The 17,944-nt window shown below is 68.2% G+C and carries 20 protein-coding genes; 11 read left to right on the top strand and 9 right to left on the bottom strand.

All coding sequences use genetic code 11. The features are described from left to right. Positions 1-82 precede the first annotated feature (82 nt). Both AC4HOU_RS10620 and AC4HOU_RS10615 read right to left on the bottom strand, forming a co-directional pair. On the bottom strand, positions 83-820 hold the full coding sequence (locus tag AC4HOU_RS10620; RefSeq protein WP_163810240.1) for a phosphoglyceromutase: 738 nt from the start codon (positions 818-820) through the stop codon (positions 83-85). A gap of 81 nt (positions 821-901) precedes the next feature. Next, on the bottom strand, positions 902-1,798 hold the full coding sequence (locus AC4HOU_RS10615; RefSeq protein WP_194989267.1) for an ROK family protein: 897 nt from the start codon (positions 1,796-1,798) through the stop codon (positions 902-904). Between the two features lie 169 nt (positions 1,799-1,967). Here AC4HOU_RS10615 and AC4HOU_RS10610 point away from each other — a divergent pair, with 169 nt between their 5' ends. Further along, positions 1,968-2,303, top strand: coding sequence for an antibiotic biosynthesis monooxygenase family protein (locus tag AC4HOU_RS10610; protein ID WP_490724435.1), 336 nt, complete (start codon positions 1,968-1,970; stop codon positions 2,301-2,303). Between the two features lie 107 nt (positions 2,304-2,410). Here the strand turns inward: AC4HOU_RS10610 and AC4HOU_RS10605 are convergent, their stop codons facing one another. The 3 genes from AC4HOU_RS10605 to AC4HOU_RS10595 form a co-directional block, all read right to left on the bottom strand. Next, positions 2,411-3,031 carry a hypothetical protein gene (locus AC4HOU_RS10605; RefSeq protein WP_490724434.1) on the bottom strand — a complete coding sequence of 207 codons (621 nt, stop codon included), beginning with the start codon at positions 3,029-3,031 and terminating at the stop codon, positions 2,411-2,413. 168 nt (positions 3,032-3,199) lie between these two features. Further along, positions 3,200-3,958: an SDR family oxidoreductase gene (locus AC4HOU_RS10600; protein ID WP_490724433.1), complete on the bottom strand. Its 759-nt coding sequence runs from the start codon at positions 3,956-3,958 to the stop codon at positions 3,200-3,202. Between the two features lie 106 nt (positions 3,959-4,064). Continuing rightward, positions 4,065-4,838 (bottom strand): SDR family NAD(P)-dependent oxidoreductase, encoded by a 774-nt coding sequence (locus AC4HOU_RS10595; protein WP_490724432.1) that lies wholly within the window; start codon positions 4,836-4,838, stop codon positions 4,065-4,067. 120 nt (positions 4,839-4,958) lie between these two features. On the opposite strand from AC4HOU_RS10595, the gene AC4HOU_RS10590 reads away from it, so the two are divergent. The 3 genes from AC4HOU_RS10590 to AC4HOU_RS10580 all read left to right on the top strand — a co-directional run bounded on the left by AC4HOU_RS10590 (position 4,959) and on the right by AC4HOU_RS10580 (position 7,800). Then, positions 4,959-5,780, top strand: a complete 822-nt coding sequence (locus tag AC4HOU_RS10590) for an alpha/beta fold hydrolase (RefSeq protein WP_490724431.1) — start codon at positions 4,959-4,961, stop codon at positions 5,778-5,780. A gap of 137 nt (positions 5,781-5,917) precedes the next feature. Beyond that, positions 5,918-7,288 (top strand): D-inositol-3-phosphate glycosyltransferase, encoded by a 1,371-nt coding sequence (mshA, locus tag AC4HOU_RS10585; RefSeq protein WP_490724430.1) that lies wholly within the window; start codon positions 5,918-5,920, stop codon positions 7,286-7,288. After that, positions 7,285-7,800, top strand: a complete 516-nt coding sequence (locus AC4HOU_RS10580; RefSeq protein WP_014353195.1) for a type III secretion system chaperone family protein — start codon at positions 7,285-7,287, stop codon at positions 7,798-7,800. Before mshA ends, AC4HOU_RS10580 begins: the two co-directional genes overlap by 4 nt. Positions 7,801-7,867: 67 nt before the next feature. On the opposite strand, the gene AC4HOU_RS10575 is transcribed toward AC4HOU_RS10580, so the two are convergent. Together AC4HOU_RS10575 and AC4HOU_RS10570 are read right to left on the bottom strand one after the other, a co-directional pair. Continuing rightward, the gene (locus tag AC4HOU_RS10575; RefSeq protein ID WP_280212584.1) at positions 7,868-9,109 is read right to left on the bottom strand and encodes a L,D-transpeptidase; all 1,242 of its coding nucleotides are present in this window, start codon (positions 9,107-9,109) and stop codon (positions 7,868-7,870) included. Positions 9,110-9,264: 155 nt separating this feature from the next. Next, the gene (locus AC4HOU_RS10570; RefSeq protein ID WP_490724472.1) at positions 9,265-10,356 is read right to left on the bottom strand and encodes a UDP-N-acetylmuramate dehydrogenase; all 1,092 of its coding nucleotides are present in this window, start codon (positions 10,354-10,356) and stop codon (positions 9,265-9,267) included. Between the two features lie 39 nt (positions 10,357-10,395). On the opposite strand from AC4HOU_RS10570, the gene AC4HOU_RS10565 reads away from it, so the two are divergent. The 5 genes from AC4HOU_RS10565 to AC4HOU_RS10545 all read left to right on the top strand — a co-directional run bounded on the left by AC4HOU_RS10565 (position 10,396) and on the right by AC4HOU_RS10545 (position 13,685). Beyond that, entirely contained in the window at positions 10,396-10,881 is a 486-nt protein-coding gene (locus AC4HOU_RS10565; protein WP_163810249.1) for a DUF2505 domain-containing protein, read from the top strand. Positions 10,882-10,985: 104 nt separating this feature from the next. Next, positions 10,986-11,501, top strand: a complete 516-nt coding sequence (locus AC4HOU_RS10560) for a DUF2505 domain-containing protein (RefSeq protein ID WP_163810251.1) — start codon at positions 10,986-10,988, stop codon at positions 11,499-11,501. Further along, positions 11,471-12,295, top strand: coding sequence for a class I SAM-dependent methyltransferase (locus AC4HOU_RS10555; RefSeq protein ID WP_490724429.1), 825 nt, complete (start codon positions 11,471-11,473; stop codon positions 12,293-12,295). Before AC4HOU_RS10560 ends, AC4HOU_RS10555 begins: the two co-directional genes overlap by 31 nt. A 311-nt stretch (positions 12,296-12,606) precedes the next feature. Continuing rightward, entirely contained in the window at positions 12,607-13,485 is an 879-nt protein-coding gene (locus tag AC4HOU_RS10550; protein WP_194989274.1) for a helix-turn-helix domain-containing protein, read from the top strand. Next, positions 13,482-13,685 (top strand): DUF397 domain-containing protein, encoded by a 204-nt coding sequence (locus AC4HOU_RS10545; protein ID WP_194989275.1) that lies wholly within the window; start codon positions 13,482-13,484, stop codon positions 13,683-13,685. The genes AC4HOU_RS10550 and AC4HOU_RS10545 overlap by 4 nt, the downstream gene beginning before the upstream one ends. A gap of 779 nt (positions 13,686-14,464) precedes the next feature. Here the strand turns inward: AC4HOU_RS10545 and AC4HOU_RS10540 are convergent. Beyond that, complete coding sequence (locus AC4HOU_RS10540) at positions 14,465-15,106, bottom strand: type IV toxin-antitoxin system AbiEi family antitoxin (protein WP_228805877.1); 642 nt, start codon at positions 15,104-15,106, stop codon at positions 14,465-14,467. A 48-nt stretch (positions 15,107-15,154) separates the two neighbouring features. Between AC4HOU_RS10540 and AC4HOU_RS10535 the strand changes: the two genes are divergently transcribed. Then, the gene (locus AC4HOU_RS10535) at positions 15,155-16,303 is read left to right on the top strand and encodes an RNA-guided endonuclease InsQ/TnpB family protein (RefSeq protein WP_490724428.1); all 1,149 of its coding nucleotides are present in this window, start codon (positions 15,155-15,157) and stop codon (positions 16,301-16,303) included. A gap of 151 nt (positions 16,304-16,454) precedes the next feature. Beyond that, positions 16,455-17,180, top strand: a complete 726-nt coding sequence (locus AC4HOU_RS10530) for an LmeA family phospholipid-binding protein (RefSeq protein ID WP_163810260.1) — start codon at positions 16,455-16,457, stop codon at positions 17,178-17,180. Between the two features lie 38 nt (positions 17,181-17,218). Here AC4HOU_RS10530 and deoC read toward each other — a convergent pair whose 3' ends face one another. After that, positions 17,219-17,887 carry a deoxyribose-phosphate aldolase gene (gene deoC / locus AC4HOU_RS10525; RefSeq protein ID WP_163810258.1) on the bottom strand — a complete coding sequence of 223 codons (669 nt, stop codon included), beginning with the start codon at positions 17,885-17,887 and terminating at the stop codon, positions 17,219-17,221. Positions 17,888-17,944: the final 57 nt, after the last annotated feature.

The following is a 17,944-nucleotide window of genomic DNA, read 5'->3' as shown; positions in this document are numbered from 1 at the left end:
GGGAGAAAGAACCCCCCAAACCCCCCCCCCCCCCCCCCCCCAAAACACCCCCCCCCGCGCTGACAGAGAGTGCGGGAGGTGCTTACTTACCGCCCTGGCTCGCGACGGCGGCGGCACCCGCGGCGGCGGCCTCCGGGTCGAGGTATTCGCGCGGGCGCACCGGGCGCAGGTTCTCGTCGAGCTCGTAGCGCAGTGGGATGCCGGTGGGGATGTTGAGGCCGGCGATATCGTCATCGGAGATCTGGTCCAGGTGCTTGACCAGGGCGCGCAGCGAGTTGCCGTGCGCGGCGACCAGCACGGTCTTGCCCGAGAGCAGCTCCTTGGAGATGGTCGACTCCCAGTAGGGCACCATCCGGTTCACCACGTCGAGCAGGCATTCGGTGCGCGGCACCTCGATGCCGTCGTACCGCGGATCGCCGGTCTGGCTGTACTCGTTGTCGGCCTCGATCGGCGGCGGCGGGGTGTCGTAGCTGCGACGCCACAGCATGAACTGCTCATCGCCGTACTTGTCGCGGATCTGGGCCTTGTTCTTGCCCTGCAACTCGCCGTAGTGGCGCTCGTTCAGACGCCAGTCGCGCACCACCGGAATCCAGTGCCGGTCGGCGGCGTCCAGCGCGATGTTGGCGGTGCTGATCGCGCGGCGCAGCAGCGAGGTGTAGACGATGTCGGGCAGGATGCCGTGCTCGGCCAGCAGTTCACCGGCCCGCTTGCCCTCGGCGATGCCCTTGTCCGTCAGATGGACGTCCACCCAGCCGGTGAACAGATTGAGGGCATTCCATTCGCTCTCGCCGTGGCGCAGCAACACGAGGGTGTACGTCATGCGGGCCATCCTGCCATGGCCGGATCGGCGGCGTGCGTGCACCTCGAGCGGTGGACGCGCCGGTCAGGAGGTCGACCGGAATCAGCCGGGCGCGGGCAGGTCCGCTGCGAGGATGGCGGCGCCGACCAGGGTCGCTCCGTCGGCGAGGGCGGACCGTTCCACCCGGAGCTCGCGGATGAAGTTCAGCCCGGCGTGCCGGGTGATCGCCGCGCGCATCGGCGCCCACAGCGGTTCCCCCGAGTGCGCGAAGCCGCCGCCGATGACGACGGTGTCGACATCGAGCAGCGCCGCGGCCGAACTGATGGCCTGCCCGAGGGCGGTGCCCGCCCGTTCGAGCGCGGCGACGGCGATCGGATCACCGGCCGCGGCGGCCCGCGCCAACTCGGCCCCGTCCGCACCCGGCCAGCCCTGCTCTCTGGCCCACCGCGCCGACGACATCCCGCTCGCGATGGCCTCGACGCAGCCGTATCCGCCACAGGCGCACGGCACATCCCAGCCGGGCACCACGATGTGGCCGATGTGGCCCGCATTGCCGGTACGCCCGACGGCGACGCGGCCATCCACCAGCAGTCCGCCGCCGATCCCGGACGAGACCGTCATCGCCAGCGCGTTCGGCACACCGCGCAGCGCGCCCGAATGTTGTTCGGCCAGTGCGAGACACGCACCGTCGATGGCGAATCGCACTGCGGCACCGGGAAACAGCTCGCCGACCGCGGCCCCGATCGCGAAACCGTCGCGCCACTCCGGGATATTGAGTGGGCCGGTGACTCCCGCAGGCACATCCACGGGCCCCGCCGATCCGATCCCGACCGCGCGCACCGGTTCCCCCGCGGCCACCGCGAGCAGCAGCGACCGGCACGCCGCCCACACCCCCGACTCCGGAACCGCGACCCGCCGCACCGCGCTCACCCGGCCCGCATCGTCGACGACCCCGGCCGCGAACTTCGTCGCCCCGATATCGAGCGCCAGAATCGCCACGTAGCCTCCCTGATCGATGTGCCGGGGCGATTGTCGCCCACAGCGGACGGGCTCGGTGGGCGACATAGCAGGCCCGGTGGTCCGGGCCGTACAGCTCCGTCGCCCGCAGGCAATGCCGGTGTCGAGAATTCGCTGGCATTCGGCCCTCGAATCCACGCATGCTCAGCACGTGACCGATGACAACCCGCAGATCGTGACCATCTTCCGCTCGCGCCTACGCCCGGACGCCGAGGCCAACGGCTACGCCGCCATGGCCGAACGGATGGAGGAACGCGCTCGCGCCATGCCCGGTTTCGTCGAGATCAAGTCCTACACCGCCGCCGACGGGGAACGGGTCTCTATCGTCGTCTTCGACAACCGCGCCCATCACGACGCGTGGCGCAACGACGCCGAGCACCGCAACGCCCAGCGTCTCGGTCGCACCGATTTCTACAGCGAGTACTCCGTCACCGTCTGCGAACAGCGGCGGCACCACAGTTTCCGGCGGGCATCGGGCGAGGTCTAGTACCGGCCCATCCGCACCGGTGCTCAGCGGAGGCGGCACGCCGAACCGGCGGGTCGCCTGCTCGCGACCCGCCGGTTCCTTCGCGTGTCAGCCCGCTGCCGGAAACCTCATGCCATTTCCGGCACCCGCAGGTGCGCGATCGCCAGTTCGAACTCGCGCACGTCGAGCGCTTCGACCCCGGTCTGCCTGGCGGCGTCCACGCGCAGGGCCGCCGACTGTTCGCGGCTGCGCCGCATGGCCTCGGCATCGTCATAGGTGGTGCAGGACACGGCCCGGCCGGACTTGCGGTTGACCATCAGGCTCGCGCTACAGAACCCGTCGAGTTCCTCCATCGCGGGCAGGGTGCTGGCCTTGTAGACCTCGACGGCCGCGTCGATGCGGCTGGCATCGGTCTTCACCCAGGTCGCGCGCACGCAGGCGCCCTCGTGGGTGCGGTGGGCCCGGTGCAAGCCGGCGATTTCCCATTCTTCGACGTGCGCGCTCCCGCCGAACAAGGCGATCGCGCGTTCACGGATCGGGCCCACCCGCTCCGTGCTCGCATGCATGGCGTCCTCGGTCTCCCAGGAGCTGGTGGCGATGCAGCGGCCACTGGTCCGGTCGACCATCAGGGACAATCCGACGCACCCTGGTATCTCTTGGAGTTCTGGCAGCACGACATCACGCATATGCGCAATCCCGGCGTCGATAGCGGAGGGTTGCGCCAAAATCGTGGTAGATCGCGCGTACACGATCCACCCCCTCTCTGCTTCGGGGCAGCGCCCGGTGGCGCCACCGGTGCTCTTCACGATGCTCCCCTGCCGGCGCGTTAGGCAAGGGTCCGCACTGATCGTCCCCGGCTGCGGGATGCACCGGGCCGGCCGGCCGGGCCATTCCGCCGACCGGCGCACGACATCGGGCTAGCCGTGCTGCGGATAGTGCTGATCGAGCCACTGTTCGAAGGTCGGGCCCGCGATGATCGCACCCGGACCGGGCAGCAGCGCACCCGCGGCGAGGAGATCCCGGTTCGGATCGTCGTCGTCGACGATCTCCTCGACCCGCGCCGGGCTACCGCGCCGTGCGGCCAGCCGCGCGGTGGCCGCGGCCAGGTTCAGTTCCTCCGGACCGGCGATCTCGGTCATCTCCAGGGCGGAGTCGGCCAGCACCAGCGTCACCATCTGCTCCGCGACTGTGCGCGCGGCGACGAGTCGAGTTCGAGTCGCCGGGACGTAGGCGGTGTCACCGCGGGTGGTCCACTCCAGCATCATCTCGGTGAATTCGTGGAACTGCGCGGCCCGCAGAATCCGCACCGGCACCGGGCCTTCCCGATATGCACGCTCATGGGCGAGCTTGCCGGCGTAGTGGCCGGCCGGGAACGCATCGATGCCGATGATCGACACCAGGACGATCCGCCGCACCCCCGCCGCCGAGGCCGCCTCCTGGACGTTCCGGGCGATGGTGGCGAAGAAGTCCTGTACCGCAGCGGTTTCCGTGGTCGACGCGTTGGTCGCGTCGACCACCACGTCCGCTCCGGCCAGCGCCGGAGCCAGTCCCGCGCCGGACAAGGCGTCCACGCCCGCCGCCCGCGTCAGTTCGGCCACCTCATGGCCCTGATTCTGCAGAACAGCCACGACCTCACGGCCGATCCGTCCGCTCGCACCGAGCACCGCAACTCGCATCACTACCTCCTGCATCCGGCGTTGTCATCACACCGACGAGGTGGTGCCCGCGAGTGTGACAAAGCGCCGCCGAGAGCTATTCGGCCGAGGCTTCCGCGCGGCCGGCTCAGGAGGTGCGGCGGGCGAAGCGGCCGGGGTCGGCCTGATCGCGCGGCTTGACGATGATCTGGTCGAGGTTGACGTGCGGCGGCCGGGAGGCGGTGAAGGCGACGATTTCGGCGATGTCCTGGGCGACCAGTGGATCGATGCCTTCGTAGACCTTGACGGCGCGCTCCTCGTCACCGGAGAAGCGGACCAGGGAGAACTCGGTTTCCACTGCGCCCGGGGCGATTTCGGTGAGGCGGACCGGTTTGCCGAGCAGTTCGCCGCGCAGAGTGCGGTGCAGCACGGCCTGGGCGTGCTTGGCCGAGGTGTAGCCGGAGCCGTTGTCGTAGGCGTGGAAGGCGGCCACGGAGGTGATGGTGACGATGAGCCCGTCACCGGAGTCGATGAGCTTGGGCAGCAGCGCCTTGGTCACCCGCAGGGTGCCGAGCACATTGGTCTCCCACATCCAACGCCAGTCGTCGAGGTCGGCCTCGGCGACCGTCGCCAGGCCCTTGGCCCCGCCCGCGTTGTTGACCAGCACGTCCACCCGGTCGATCGCGTCGGTGAACGCCCGCACCGAGTCGTCGGAGGTCACGTCGAGTTCGAGGGCCGTCCCGCCGATCTCCTCGGCCAGCCGCTGCAGTCGATCGAGCCTGCGGGCCCCGACGTACACGTGGTAGCCCTGCTTCGCGAGCTCGCGAGCGGTGGCCGCACCGATTCCCGAACTCGCTCCGGTGACGACGGCGGTACGTGTGCTCGTGGCTGCGTCGACTGTTCCCTCGCTGCGCTCACTCATGACTCCGAGCCTAAGGTGCCCCCACCGGCATCGCCGCGCGCCCGCTACGGATCACACCACCGGACGCCGATCGCGCGCTCGGCGGAGCCGCCGCGTCCGGCGAGCCGCTAGCCTGACGCCATGGGTATTCGGGAAGTCGTCAGCGCGGACGGAACCAGCATCGTCTACCGGGTCAGCGGGCCAGCCGAGGGCACACCGCTGGTGCTGCTGCACGGATGGTCGGCGAACCTGCGGTGCTGGGGCCGGGCCGCCGACGATCTCGCCGAGCGGTACCGCGTCATCGCGGTCGACCTGCGCGGGCACGGCTATTCGGGGGCACCGCGGGCCGGCTACGACGACCCGAAGAACTGGGCCGCCGACCTGGCCGCGGTGCTGTCCGCCGAATCCATCGAGTCCGGCGCGGTGCTGCTCGGCTGGTCCTACGGCGGCATCGCCATCAGCGACTACCTGACCGCCTACGGCACCGGCGCGATCGCCGGCGTGATCTTCAGCGGCTCGCTGGCCAATATCGGCCCCGACGTCCCGGGTGCGGCGGTCGGCCCGGCCATGCAGGCCGCGATTCCATCGGTGTTCGAGGAAAGCGCGGGCCGGGCCATGCGAGGTTTCGCTGCGTTCGGCAACTCCAATACCGGACCGGGCGCCGACAAGGGCGTCGACGCACAGCGCCTGTTCGGCGCCAGCCTCTCGACTCCGCCGTTCGTCCGCAAGGCGCTGTTCTACCGCACCGTGGACAACTCCGAGACCCTGCGCAACCTCGACATTCCGGTGCTGGTGCTGCACGGCACCGCCGATCCCGTTGTCCCGATCGACAACGGCCGCTATATCGCCGAGCTGGCCCCGAAATCGCGCACCTCGTTCTGGGCGGACGCCCAGCACGGGCTGTTCATCGAGGACCGCGAACGCTTCGTCACCGAGGTCAGCGAGTTCATCGACGAGCTGTGAACCGGCACGCTCGAACGGACACGCGGCACCCGAGCGGTGCGCCCCGAAACGCGGCCGTGAGCGGGCTCACAGTCGGCCTGTGATGGCTGTCACTCGACGGGAAGCGGGCACCTGAACGCGGCGTTACACGATGCAGTATGGACAGTGTGAGTCAACGCCCGGAACCACGGCCCCGTCGGATCGCCGTGTTGTCGGTGCATACCTCACCACTCGCGCAACCGGGCACCGGCGATGCGGGCGGCATGAACGTCTACGTGCTGCAGACCGCCATCGAGCTGGCCCGGCGTGGCACCGAGGTGGAGATCTTCACCCGGGCCACCTCCTCGAATGTTCCCCCGGTGCAGGAAGCCGCACCGGGTGTGCTGGTGCGCAATGTGGTGGCGGGCCCCTTCGAGGGCCTGGACAAACACGATCTGCCCACGCAACTCTGCCCGTTCACCGCCGAGGTGCTGCGCCAGGAGGCCAGGCATCTGCCCGGCCATTACGACCTGGTGCATTCGCATTACTGGCTGTCCGGCCAGGTCGGCTGGCTGGCCAGAGACCGCTGGCGGGTGCCGCTGATCCACACCGCGCACACCCTCGCCGCGGTGAAGAACGCAGCGCTGGCCGAAGGCGACTGCCCGGAGCCGGCGACCCGCGAGATCGGCGAGAAGCAGGTGATCGCGGAGGCCGACCGGATGGTGGCCAATACCGGTGAGGAGGCGCGCCAGCTGGTCGAGCTGTACGGCGCCGACCCCGCCCGGATCGACGTGGTGCCGCCCGGCGCGGATCTGAGCCGCTACCGGCCCGGCGACAAGGCCGCCGCGCGCGCGGAGTTCGGCCTGCCCCGCGACGAGCAGGTGGTCGCGTTCATCGGCCGGATCCAGCCGTTGAAGGCGCCCGATGTGCTGGTGCGAGCCGCGGCGGAGGTATTGCGCCGCGAACCGCATCGCAAGCTGCGGGTGCTGATCGTCGGCGGCCCGTCGGGCAGCGGCCTGAAACGCCCGGACGCGCTCATCGAACTGGCCGCCGAACTCGGCATCGCCGATCGGGTGACGTTCTTGCCGCCGCAATCCTCGGACCGGCTGGTACAGATCTACCGCGCCGCCGATCTGGTCGCCGTGCCCAGCTACAACGAATCCTTCGGCCTGGTCGCGCTGGAAGCGCAGGCCAGCGGAACTCCGGTGCTGGCCGCCGATGTGGGCGGGCTCGGCACCGCCGTCGACGACGGGCGCACCGGCCTGCTGGTGCCCGGACATCGCACCGACGATTGGGCCGATGCCCTGACCACCTTGCTCGACGCGCCGGCCCGGCTGGAACTGATGGGCGCCCGCGCGGTCGAGCACGCCGCGGGTTTCTCCTGGGCGCACACCGCCGACGGGCTGCTGGCGAGCTATTCGGCGGCGCTGTCCCGCTACACCGACGACCGCGCCGGCCTCGCCGCTCTCTCGGCCCGCACGACTATCCTCGGCGACAGTCAGGCCAGATCGCGGGCGCTGTGGCGGCGCCGGACAGGAGCACGCCGATGAGCCAGGTACCCGAAGCGGCCGCCGTCGCCGACGTGATCGACGCGACGCTGGCCGACCGCGAGATCGAATACACCCGTCCCGCCGAAGACACCTTCGTCGTGGTGCTGCCCGGCGAGCGCAAGCTGAAGACCACGCTCATGCTCACCGTCGGCAAGCACGGTGTGCGCATCGAATCGTTCGTCTGCCGCAAACCCGACGAGAACTTCGAAGGCGTCTACAAGTACCTGCTGCGCCGCAACCGCAAGCTCTACGGCGTGGCCTACACCCTGGACCGGGTGGGCGACATCTACCTGGTGGGCCGGATCTCCAACCATGCGGTCGACCCCGATGAACTCGACCGCATCTTCGGCCAGGTGCTCGAGGCCGTCGACTTCGATTTCAACACCCTGCTCGAACTGGGGTTCGCCGAATCCATCCGCAAGGAATGGAAGTGGCGGGTATCGCGGGGCGAATCGTTGAAGAATCTGCGCGCGTTCGAGCATCTGATCGACGAATCCTCCGACACGCCTTAGGATTCGCAGATTCGCGATCTCGGCGTCGACGGTGCTCGGAATCTCGGCGCGTCGGTCGATACCGGGCTCAGCGTCCACCCGCCGGCTGCGGCGGGACCGGAGTCGCGGAGATAGTGGTGGCAGGCTTGCCGTTCAACGCCGACATCGATGTCCACGTTTCCCAGTCGATGGTCCAGTCGTAGAGATCGCCGTCGGCCGCCGACAGTTCGATCCTGGTGCCGGTGACCTCGACCGGATCGCCGTACAACGCCGTCGCGAAATAGGCCTCGGCGTCGGCGGGCGAGAGATTGATGCACCCGTTGGTGACATTCGCCGCGCCCTGCGCCGATAGCGATTCCGGATTGGCGTGGATGAACTCGCCGTTGTTGGAGATCCGCACCGCCCACCGTTCGCGCACGTTCTCGTAGTACGGCGGATTCGACATCATGAAGTCTTCGTACTTCTCGGTCACCACATGAATGCCCGAGCGGGTGACGTTGCGCGCCTCATTGCCCTCGCCGTAGCTCACCGGGAAATCGAAGATGACCGCACCGTCGCGCACCACCTGCATGCGGTGGCTCGGCGCGTTCGCCTTGACGATCTGGGCGCGGCCGATGGTGAAATCGGAGGTGATATCGGAGTCGCCGTAATTGCCGTTGCCGAGGTCGAGCCCGTAGAGCATGGCCGCCACATGCACGCTGGTGCCGGGGGTCCAGTACTCCTTGGGCCGCCAGTGCAGCCGCGAGCCGCCGTTGTCGTCGGGGAACCAGGCCCATGCGCCCTCGGTGGGCGGATTCGTGGTGACGGTGAGCGCCTTCTCCACCGCGGCCTTGTTCTGCACCGGCGCCTTGAACTGGACGATGATCGGGGCGGCGATGCCGACTTCCTGACCGTCTCCGATATTCAGGGTGGCCGGCACGGTGGCCTTCGGCGCGAGCGTGCTGAAAGTGCCGTCGATCGGGACTGGCTTGCCGTCGGTGCCGATAGCGGTGCCGGTCCAGGTGTAGGAGGAGTCGTAGCCGAGCGGCTCGGTGGTGCGGTAGCTGCGCTTGTCCGGCGACATCTCACCGGTGACCTGCCTGCCGTTGGCGTTGGTCAGCGCGATCTGGTTGATGGTGCCGTTCTCGACGGTCACCGAGACCGGTGCGGTCGGGTTGACGTCGGCGGCGTCGTCGCCGGGCGTGATGGTGACCGAGGCGATCGGTTCGTCCGGCGCCGGGCCGGAGCCTTCGCCCCGGTCGATGGTGCATCCGGCGATCAGCGCCACCACCGCGAGCAGCACACCCGCCACAGCGGCAGCCGGCCGGAACGTGTCTGGTCGGTTGCTCACCCCATCGAATCTACGCCCGGCTAATCGGTGGTCGGCCCATCCTCTGGTCGAATCGGGCGCGTGGCGGTGTGTGTTCGGCCACGTCGAGGGCGATGTTTGCCGACAGCGCATCGCCTGGCCACAGCAATCGCGCAGCAACTCGATCGGGGTGAGTTCTACAGCGTGATCCCCACGGTGACCGGCTCGGGAACCAGCCCGATGCCGAACCGATCGGCAACCCCGTCTCTGACCGTGCGCGCCAGCGCGGCCAGATCGGCCGCCGTCGCCCGGCCGCGATTGGTCAATGCCAGCGTGTGCTTGGTCGACAGCCGGGCGGCGGCCTCCGGCCCCGGGAACCCCTTCCCGAAGCCTGCCCGCTCGATCAGCCAACCCGCCGACAGCTTCACCCCGTCCGGTGCGGGATAGGTCGGAATCGCGACGTCGCCGACATGCGCGCGGATCGCGGCCAGCACCTGCTCGGCCCGCTCCTGCGGCACCACCGGATTGGTGAAGAACGACCCCGCGCTCCAGGTGTCGTGATCGGCCGGGTCGAGCACCATCCCCTTGCCCGCGCGCAGCTTCAGCACGGCCTCCCTGACCTGCCCGGCGGGCCGTGTTTCGCCGTCGCCGGCGCCGAGCACGCGGGCGAGTTCGCCGTACCGCAGCGGGGCGCTGTGCCCGCTCGGATCGAGCGCGAACTCGACCGCGAGCACCACCGCCCGATCACTGTGCTTGAGCACGCTGGTGCGATATCCGAACCCGAGTTCGGCCGGTTCGGCCCAGCGGATATCGCCGGTGCCGCGGTCGAGCAGCCGGACCCGGCGCAGCAGCCGATCGACCTCGACGCCGTAGGCGCCCACGTTCTGCACCGGCGTCGCCCCGGCCGACCCCGGGATTCCGGACAGGCATTCCAGACCGCCGAACCCGGCGTCGACGGTGGCCGCGACCACCGCGTCCCAGTTCGCGCCCGCCTCCGCGAGCACACCGTCGGCGCCGAAGGTGACGGCGGTATTGCCCACCCGCACCACCACACCGTCGAAGCCGGCATCGCCGATGAGCAGGTTGGAGCCACCGGCGAGCAGCAGCAGCGGGATACCCGCGCCGTCGAGGGCACGGACCGTCGCGACCAGGGCGTCGGTGCTCGCGCATTCGGCGACGATGGCCGGCCCGCCCACCCGCAGCGTCGTCAGTTCCGCCAGCCGCACCTCGTCGCGGACCGTCGCACCGGTCCCCGACAGCAGGTCACGCACGTGTTCCGAGGACACCAACCGTGAAGTTCGCACAGCCAGACGGTAGCGTGTCCGTCCATGGCTACACCCCTGGCGTATACGGCCAGCTACACCCATCCGGCTGCCGCCGTGCGCGCCGCCGTCGCCGACAAGCAGTACTGGACGGACCGGATCGCGGCCGTCGGCGGGCCGAATGCCCGGCTGGAGTCGGTCACCGTCGAGGGCGATCAGGTGCGCGTCGAGATGGTGCAGGCCATCGCCGCCGAACTGCTGCCCTCCGCCATCACCGCCGTGCGCCCGGGTGACCTGATCATTCCCCGGATCGAGAGCTGGACCGGCAACTCCGCCACCTTCGAGGCCCGCGTCGAGGGCGCGCCGGCCGAGGTCCGCGGCACCATCACCCTCAGCGATGCCGGCGCGGGCTCCACCGCCGTGATCGACGGCAGCATCGAGGTGAAGGTTCCGCTGTTCGGCGGCAAGATCGAGGCCGCCATCGCCGAACGCCTCACCGAGCTGCTGGCCGAGGAGACCGAGTTCACCAACGCCTGGATCTCCGAGAGCTGACGCGTTGTGACGCCGACGGCGTCGCCGGGGACCGGTTTGTGCCCGGTCACTTCTTCCGCTGCCCGGCGATGCCGTGACAACCGGTCCCGGTAACGTAACCGCCCATGGCTCGCCGACTGGACTACTCCGCCCGCTACCCGCTGCACACCACCAAAGAGCTGTACGCGGCGCTGTCGAACCGGGATTACTGGGAGGCCCGGATGGAGGAGATGCGCAAGTACTCCCCCAACGAAGTGATCAGCCTCGAGTCCAACGACGACGGCATCGAGGTGGTGCTGCACCACATCCTGCCGCGCGACACCCTGCCCGAGATCGCGCAGACGGTGATCCGCAAGGACATGGTGATCACCCGTAAGGAGAGCTACGGCCCGTTCGGTCCCGAGGTGGAGGGCAAATACTCTGCGTCCATCCCGGCGGGCCCCGGCAGCCTCACCGGAACGATGCGGCTGTTCCCCACCGAGATCGGCTGCACCATGCGCATCTCCTCCGAGGCGAAGGTGTTCATCCCGATGGTCGGTCCGCGCCTGGAGCAGCTGATGCTGGTGAACCTCGTCGACCTGTTCCGTGCCGAGGCCGAGGTGACCCAGCAGTGGCTGGAAGAACAAAACCCCACCAGCTGAATCCGATAGGCACGATCACTCGCGGCACCACCGGCGTCAACCGGTTACGTCGCAGCGACCGCTGGCTGATCAACGACGACCTGGTCACCACCCGTCTGCACGCCGCCGCCGATCCGCTGGTGGTCGACCTCGGCTACGGCGCGAGCCCGTGGACCACCTTCGAACTGGCCGCCCGGTTGCGCACGGTGCGCCCGGACGTGCGCGTGGTCGGGCTGGAAATCGACCCGGATCGGGTGGTGCCGGGCCGCGACGGCGTCAGCTTCGCGCGCGGTGGTTTCGAGCTCGCCGGCCTGCGCCCGGTCCTCGTGCGCGCGTTCAACGTGCTGCGCCAATACCCGGAAGCGGCCGTCCCCGACGCCTGGTCGACCATCCTGTCCGGCCTTGCCCCCGGCGGCCTGCTCATCGACGGCACCTGCGACGAACTCGGCCGCCGCAGCGCCTGGGTCCTGCTCGACCACACCGGACCGCTATCGCTGACACTGGCCTGGGACCCGTTCACCGTCGACCGCCCCTCCGATATCGCCGAACGTCTCCCGAAGGCGCTGATCCACCGCAACATCCCCGGTGAAGGCGTACACGCACTCCTCGCCGCCGCCGACCGGGCCTGGTCCCACGCGGCGCCGCTGGCGCCGTTCGGTCCACGTGTGCGCTGGCGCGCGGCCGCAAACCTGTTGCGCGACCAGGGTTTCCCAGTGCGGGAGTACCGCAGGAGAATGCGCGACAACGTGCTATCGGTGCCGTGGGAAGTGGTGGCGCCGCTGCACCTGTATGAGCCGGTAGCCGTTCGCATCTGAGCCCGCAGACCACTCCGGTGGCACGCACATACTGGGTTTCTGCACTTAAATATTTCGGATGGAATATTCCTGGTGGGCTCCAATCTCGTTGTCTGCGAATGACTTACAACTGATTCGATAGTGCTATCGTGGTGCTCGGGGGTCTCGAGCGGTATCTGCGTGCAACAGCGAATCATCTGTCGCGGAAATGGGATGGTTGGTACCGGGCCGAAATGCCCGGATGATGCAAAAGCCCAGGATTCCTCCCGCGGCAGTGCCATTGCTCTACCCGTTTGCGGGTCGACCGGCCCGCCCTCGATGGGGAGGAACAGATGCAGGACACCACTTTGCCGCGCCGCCGACTGGGCAGTTATCTCACGGACTGGCGCACCCGCGCCGGGCTCAGCCTGAAGCAGGCGGCAGACCTACTCGGCATCGGTGCCACCAGCTTGTACCGGCTCGAGCACGGACAGAACGGCAGAGTCAACATAGGCCACGTCGAAGCGGCCTGCGAGCTGTATGGAGTGCCCGAACACCTCGTCGCCGCCTTCACCGGGCTGGCGCGGCAGACCAGCGAGAAGAGTTGGTGGCATGAGTTCGGGGATCTGATCCCCGAAAACTTCGACGTGTACATGGGGCTGGAATCTGCTGCGCAGAAGTTCATCTCGTACCACGTGGAGTTGGTGCCGGGAATCTTGCAGACTGCGGATTACACACGTGCGGTCGTGCGGGATGGGTATCCCGATAAGACCGCGGCCGAACATGAACGCCGCGTGCAGATGCGGCAGTACCGGCAGATGATCGTCACCCGCAAGCGGCGGCCACTCGAGGTCGATGTCGTGCTGCACGAATCCGTTCTGCGCCGCGTCATCGGCAGTCCCAAGATCTCCGCCGTGCAGTTGAAGCACTTGGCCGACATGAGTACTCGACCCAACGTCACCGTCTGTGTGCTTCCCTTTGCCGCAGGTGCTCCGACCACGGCGGTAAGCACCGGCCAATTCATCATCCTGAGCTTCGGCAACGACGCGACCGGAGCCCCGGCCGAGCCCTCCGTCGTCTACATCCCCGGCTACGTCGGTGACCTGTATTTGGAGAAACCTCAGGACGTGACCCGGTACCATCTGGCGCATAAGGCAATTCGGGACGCAGCCTTGGACGAAGTGGACAGCAGGGCTCTGCTCCGGCAGGTAGCGAAGGAGTTTCTAGCATGAACCTTGATCTATCCGGCGCCCGGTGGTTCAAGAGCCGCCATAGCGACGCCTCCAAAGAGTGCGTAGAAGTCGCCTTCGTCGACGGAGGCTTGGTAGGTGTCCGCGACTCCAAGAACCCCACCGGCGGCGCGCTGGTGTTCGGTCCGGGTGAGTGGGACGCATTCACCGCCGGAGTAGCGGACGGCAAGTTCGACCGCTGAGTCGTCAGAGCGGGAGCCGTGGGCAGACGTTGTCCAAGGCTCCCGTTTCACTGGTCGCTGCGTGAGCGCGCGTCGACCACAGCCCGGAGGGGCGTGGCTGCACCGTCGGCTGAGATCGCCGGCTCGGCAACACTTGCCCTAACCTTCACTATGCGCTGGGCTCTCATATTTTGAGCACTGTTGACCCGAACAGGCACTCACACCGGGATCCACCCCGGCCACCACGGGGGTACATTGTCTGGCCCGCAGACTGTCACTGGATAGTCGCCGCCCGGATTATGACGCCAGGCAAAGACAATCCAGACGATCGCCAGTACGCCGAGCAAACCCACTATCGGCGCCAGCACAAATCGTGCCGCCACTATATTGCTCCGCCGCGCAGCGAATGCGTTCACGAAATACCACCATGCACCAGCAGCCAAGAATAATAGGGGCGCATACAAAAATAGCAAAGTAAACGTATTTCCGGAATTTTCGCCGACGTCGCAAGCGCTCCAGGACCGACCGAGAAGCACAGCTCCCGAAAAGGCGGTGAGCAATCCGATGACAGTCGATCCAAGGATTCGGAGACCTGCCCCGCCCCCACCCAACGGCGCCTCGGAGCTTGTAACCGAGGTCATTTCGTAGACCGAATCTGCGGGACTTCCTGTCCGGCGACCGCATCAGCCAGAGTTACTGGGTCTACCTGCATATTCCCCTACCACCAGTCTCGACTTCGACGTTATCGAAAACCGTATCGAAACGTTCGCAGGAGCTCGGGGGCGCGTCGGTCGGCGTTCCTAACCGGCGGCCAGCGCCCGGCGCACGCGTACCGACGCCCAGGTACCCAAAGTCTCACCAGCCATGCGGATTTCGGTGGCGTCGCAGCGGTGGATGGCCAGCGCGTCGGCGACCACCTCGTCGAGGGCGGATTGGGCGATATCGGATTCGGCGAGATCGAGCACCGTACGGACGGGGGTGGTGACCAGGAAGGGGCCTGCGGATTCGAGATCGGCGCTCGGTAGTCGCCTGCGCTGTACCACCACCCGCTGGGTGACCGGTGGTCGTCCGGCGGCTGCGGACAGGTGCAGGTAGGTCGGGTGCAGCCGGCCGATTCCGTGCAGGTCGGCGGCACTCTGATGGGAGACGGCCACCGCGCCGTCGAACCAGGCCGCCCACATGGCGCATTCGTCGAGCGGGCCGTCCGGCCAGTTGGCCATCCGCAGCATTCCGACGCCGGTTCTGGTCACCGAACCGTTGCCGAGGCAGGCGCGAATCCGATCGGCGCAACCGGTGCGCAACACCTGACTGGTGGTGAAGAAGCCGGCGTGACGGCCGGCCAGCCGGCACAGCACCCGCCAACCCCGCCCGGAATCGGCACTCGAGGGCGCGAGAGGATCCGGAAGGAAACCCGGGCTGAACCGCGCCGCTTCACCGGCCATGGGAACCAGAGTACGTGGCAAACCTGTGGCTCATGTCACAATCGGTGGGTGCAGCTCCGTTACCGGTACCGCCTCAACCCCACGCCGGGCCACCGGGTGGCACTGGCGCGGGCGTTCGGGTGCGCTCGGGTCGTGTTCAACGACGCTGTCGCAGCACGGGAGGCAGCCCGACTTGCCGGCGTGCCGCTCCCGAAAGATGGGGAGCTGTCGAAAGTCCTCACGGCAGCAAAGGCCACGCCCGAACGAGCGTGGCTGGGTGAGGTGTCGTCGGTGGTGTTGCAGCAGGCGCTCGCCGACGCGAACACCGCTTACCGCAACTTCTTCGCGTCGGTCACCGGAAAACGTCAAGGCCCGCGACTCGGCACGCCCAGGTTCCGGTCGCGCCGCGACAACCGGCAAACGATCCGGTTCACCCGCAACGCCCGCTTCGCGGTGACGCCGGGCGGGAAACTTCGGCTGCCGAAGATCGGCGACGTGGCGGTGACGTGGTCGAGGGAGCTGCCGGCCCCGCCGTCGTCGGTGACGGTTATCAAGGACGCGGCAGGCCGGTACTTCGCTAGCTTCGTCATCGAGGTAGACCCAGAGCCAATGCCCCAGGTCGACACCGAAGTGGGTATCGACCTCGGGCTGGCCACATTCGCGGTGTTGTCGAACGGCAAGACAATCCTGTCTCCGAAGTTCTTCCGGCAGGCCGAACGCCGGCTCCGAAAGGCGCAGCAGAATCTGTCCCGAAAGGAAAAAGGCTCGAAGAACCGGGCCAAGGCTCGGGTGAAGGTCGCCCGGGCGCATGCACGGGTGCGGGACGCGCGGCTGGACTTCGCACACAAACAGGCCACGACAGTGATCCGCGAGAACCAAGCGGTCTACGTCGAGGACTTGTGCGTTTCCGGGCTGGCCCGGACCCGCCTCGCGAAGTCGGTCTACGATGCCGGCTGGGGGTTGTTCCTACGCCTGATAGAGGAGAAAGCCACCCGGTACGGACGCACGGTCGTGAAGATCAACCGCTGGTTCCCGTCGTCCCAGATTTGCTCGACGTGCGGCCGGGTCGATGGACCGAAACCGCTCCGGGTGCGCACCTGGGCGTGCCCGTGCGGGGTGATCCACGATCGGGATCTGAACGCTGCCATCAACATCCTCGCCGCCGGACGGGCGGAGAGACGAAACGCCTGCGGAGAGACGGTCAGCCTCCCCGCGTGAGTGGGGAGCACGACTCTGTGAAACAGGAACCCACCGAGAGCGCCGACGGCGCTGGTAGGAATCCCCGCCCTTCAGGCCGGGGAGGACGTCAAGAGACATCCCTCACCGCACCCTCAGAGCCGACACAGAAACGTCGGGAAGAATCTGGTCCATGCCCACGAAGATCCGCTCCACCCTGACGGTCAGTCGCCGCACCCTGGTGATCGCCCTCGTCGCGGTGGCCGTGCTGCTGGCGACCGTGCTGGTCGGCGGCGAGGCCTACGCGCGGCACGCGGTCTCGAGCTGCGTGAGCAGCCAGTTCGAGAAAGAGATGGGCTCCAAGATCGACGTCGGATTCGGTGCCAAGCCGATGCTGGTCACCTGGGTCGACGGCAAGTTGCCCGAGGTGAACGTCAACAGCGACGACGTGAAGTTCGGCCCGGCGGTCGGCATGCAGGTGCAGGCGACCTTCCGTGACATCGAGGTCACCGACAACGGTCGCGGGGGCGCCGCGATCGGCCGCTCCACCGCCGACGTCACCTGGAGCAACGACGGCATCGCCAAGACTCTCGGCGGGTTGGTGAGCAATGTCAGCTCTTCGGCGGCCGAGGGCAAGCTGACCATGGAGGTCCTCGGCGGCCTCGCTCAGGTGCAGGTCCAGCCGCAGGTGATCAACGGCGCCGTGCAGGTCGACGTCGAATCCGCGCACGTGCTCGGCATCGGACTGCCGACCGATCTGGTGCAGGGCATCGCCGATCTGCTGTCGGAGAGCTTGCAGATGTACCCGTTCGAGATGAAGCCGACGGGCTTGCAGGTCACCGATGACGGCATCCACGTGCAGCTGGCCGGCGGCCGCACCGAGCTGCCGGCGAGCAGCGAAGGCAGCTCCTCCTGCTGAGCGCCCGGCGTGCCCGACGACACCGCACCGGCCCGAGTTCAGGCCGCGAATCCCTCCAGTACCGCACGGGATTTGGACAATCCGAGCCGGGTGGCGCCTGCCGCGATGAGCGCGGCGGCGGCCTCGGCGGTGCGGATGCCACCGCTGGCCTTGATCCCGAGCCTGCCGCCGACGGTCTCGGCCATCAGCTCGACCGCGTGCACGTCGGCGCCGCCCGCGGGATGAAATCCGGTGGAGGTCTTCACGAAATCGGCGCCCGCCTGCTCGGCCGCCCGGCAGACCTGCACGATCGCCTCGTCCGGCAGCGCGGCCGATTCGATGATGACCTTCAGCAGCGCCCGGTCGCCGATCGCCTCTCGGACGGTCACGATATCGGCGAGCACCGCGCTGTAGTCGCCGGCGACGGCGGCGCCGACGTCGATGACCATATCCACCTCGGCCGCGCCCTGATCGACGGCGAGCCGCGCCTCCGCCCCCTTGACCAGCGAATGATGTTTGCCGGACGGGAATCCGGCCACCGTGGCCACCACCAGCCCCGGCGCGCGCACCGGCAGCATCGACGGCGACACGCAGATGGCGTACACGCCGAGTTCGCGGGCCTCGCGTACCAGTTCTTCCACCTGCTCGGCGGTCGCCTCCGGCGCCAGCAGGGTGTGGTCGATCATGTCGGCCACTTCGGCCCGGGTCAGCGACGCGGAATCTGCCATGGGGACAAAGTCTGGCATATCGCCTGCACACCGTTCGGCCCGGCGGAATCCCGATTG

This window comes from Nocardia sp. JCM 38205 (assembly GCF_058222935.1).
Note: the sequence above shows the minus strand (reverse complement) of the source record. Positions and strands in the feature narration are given on the sequence as shown.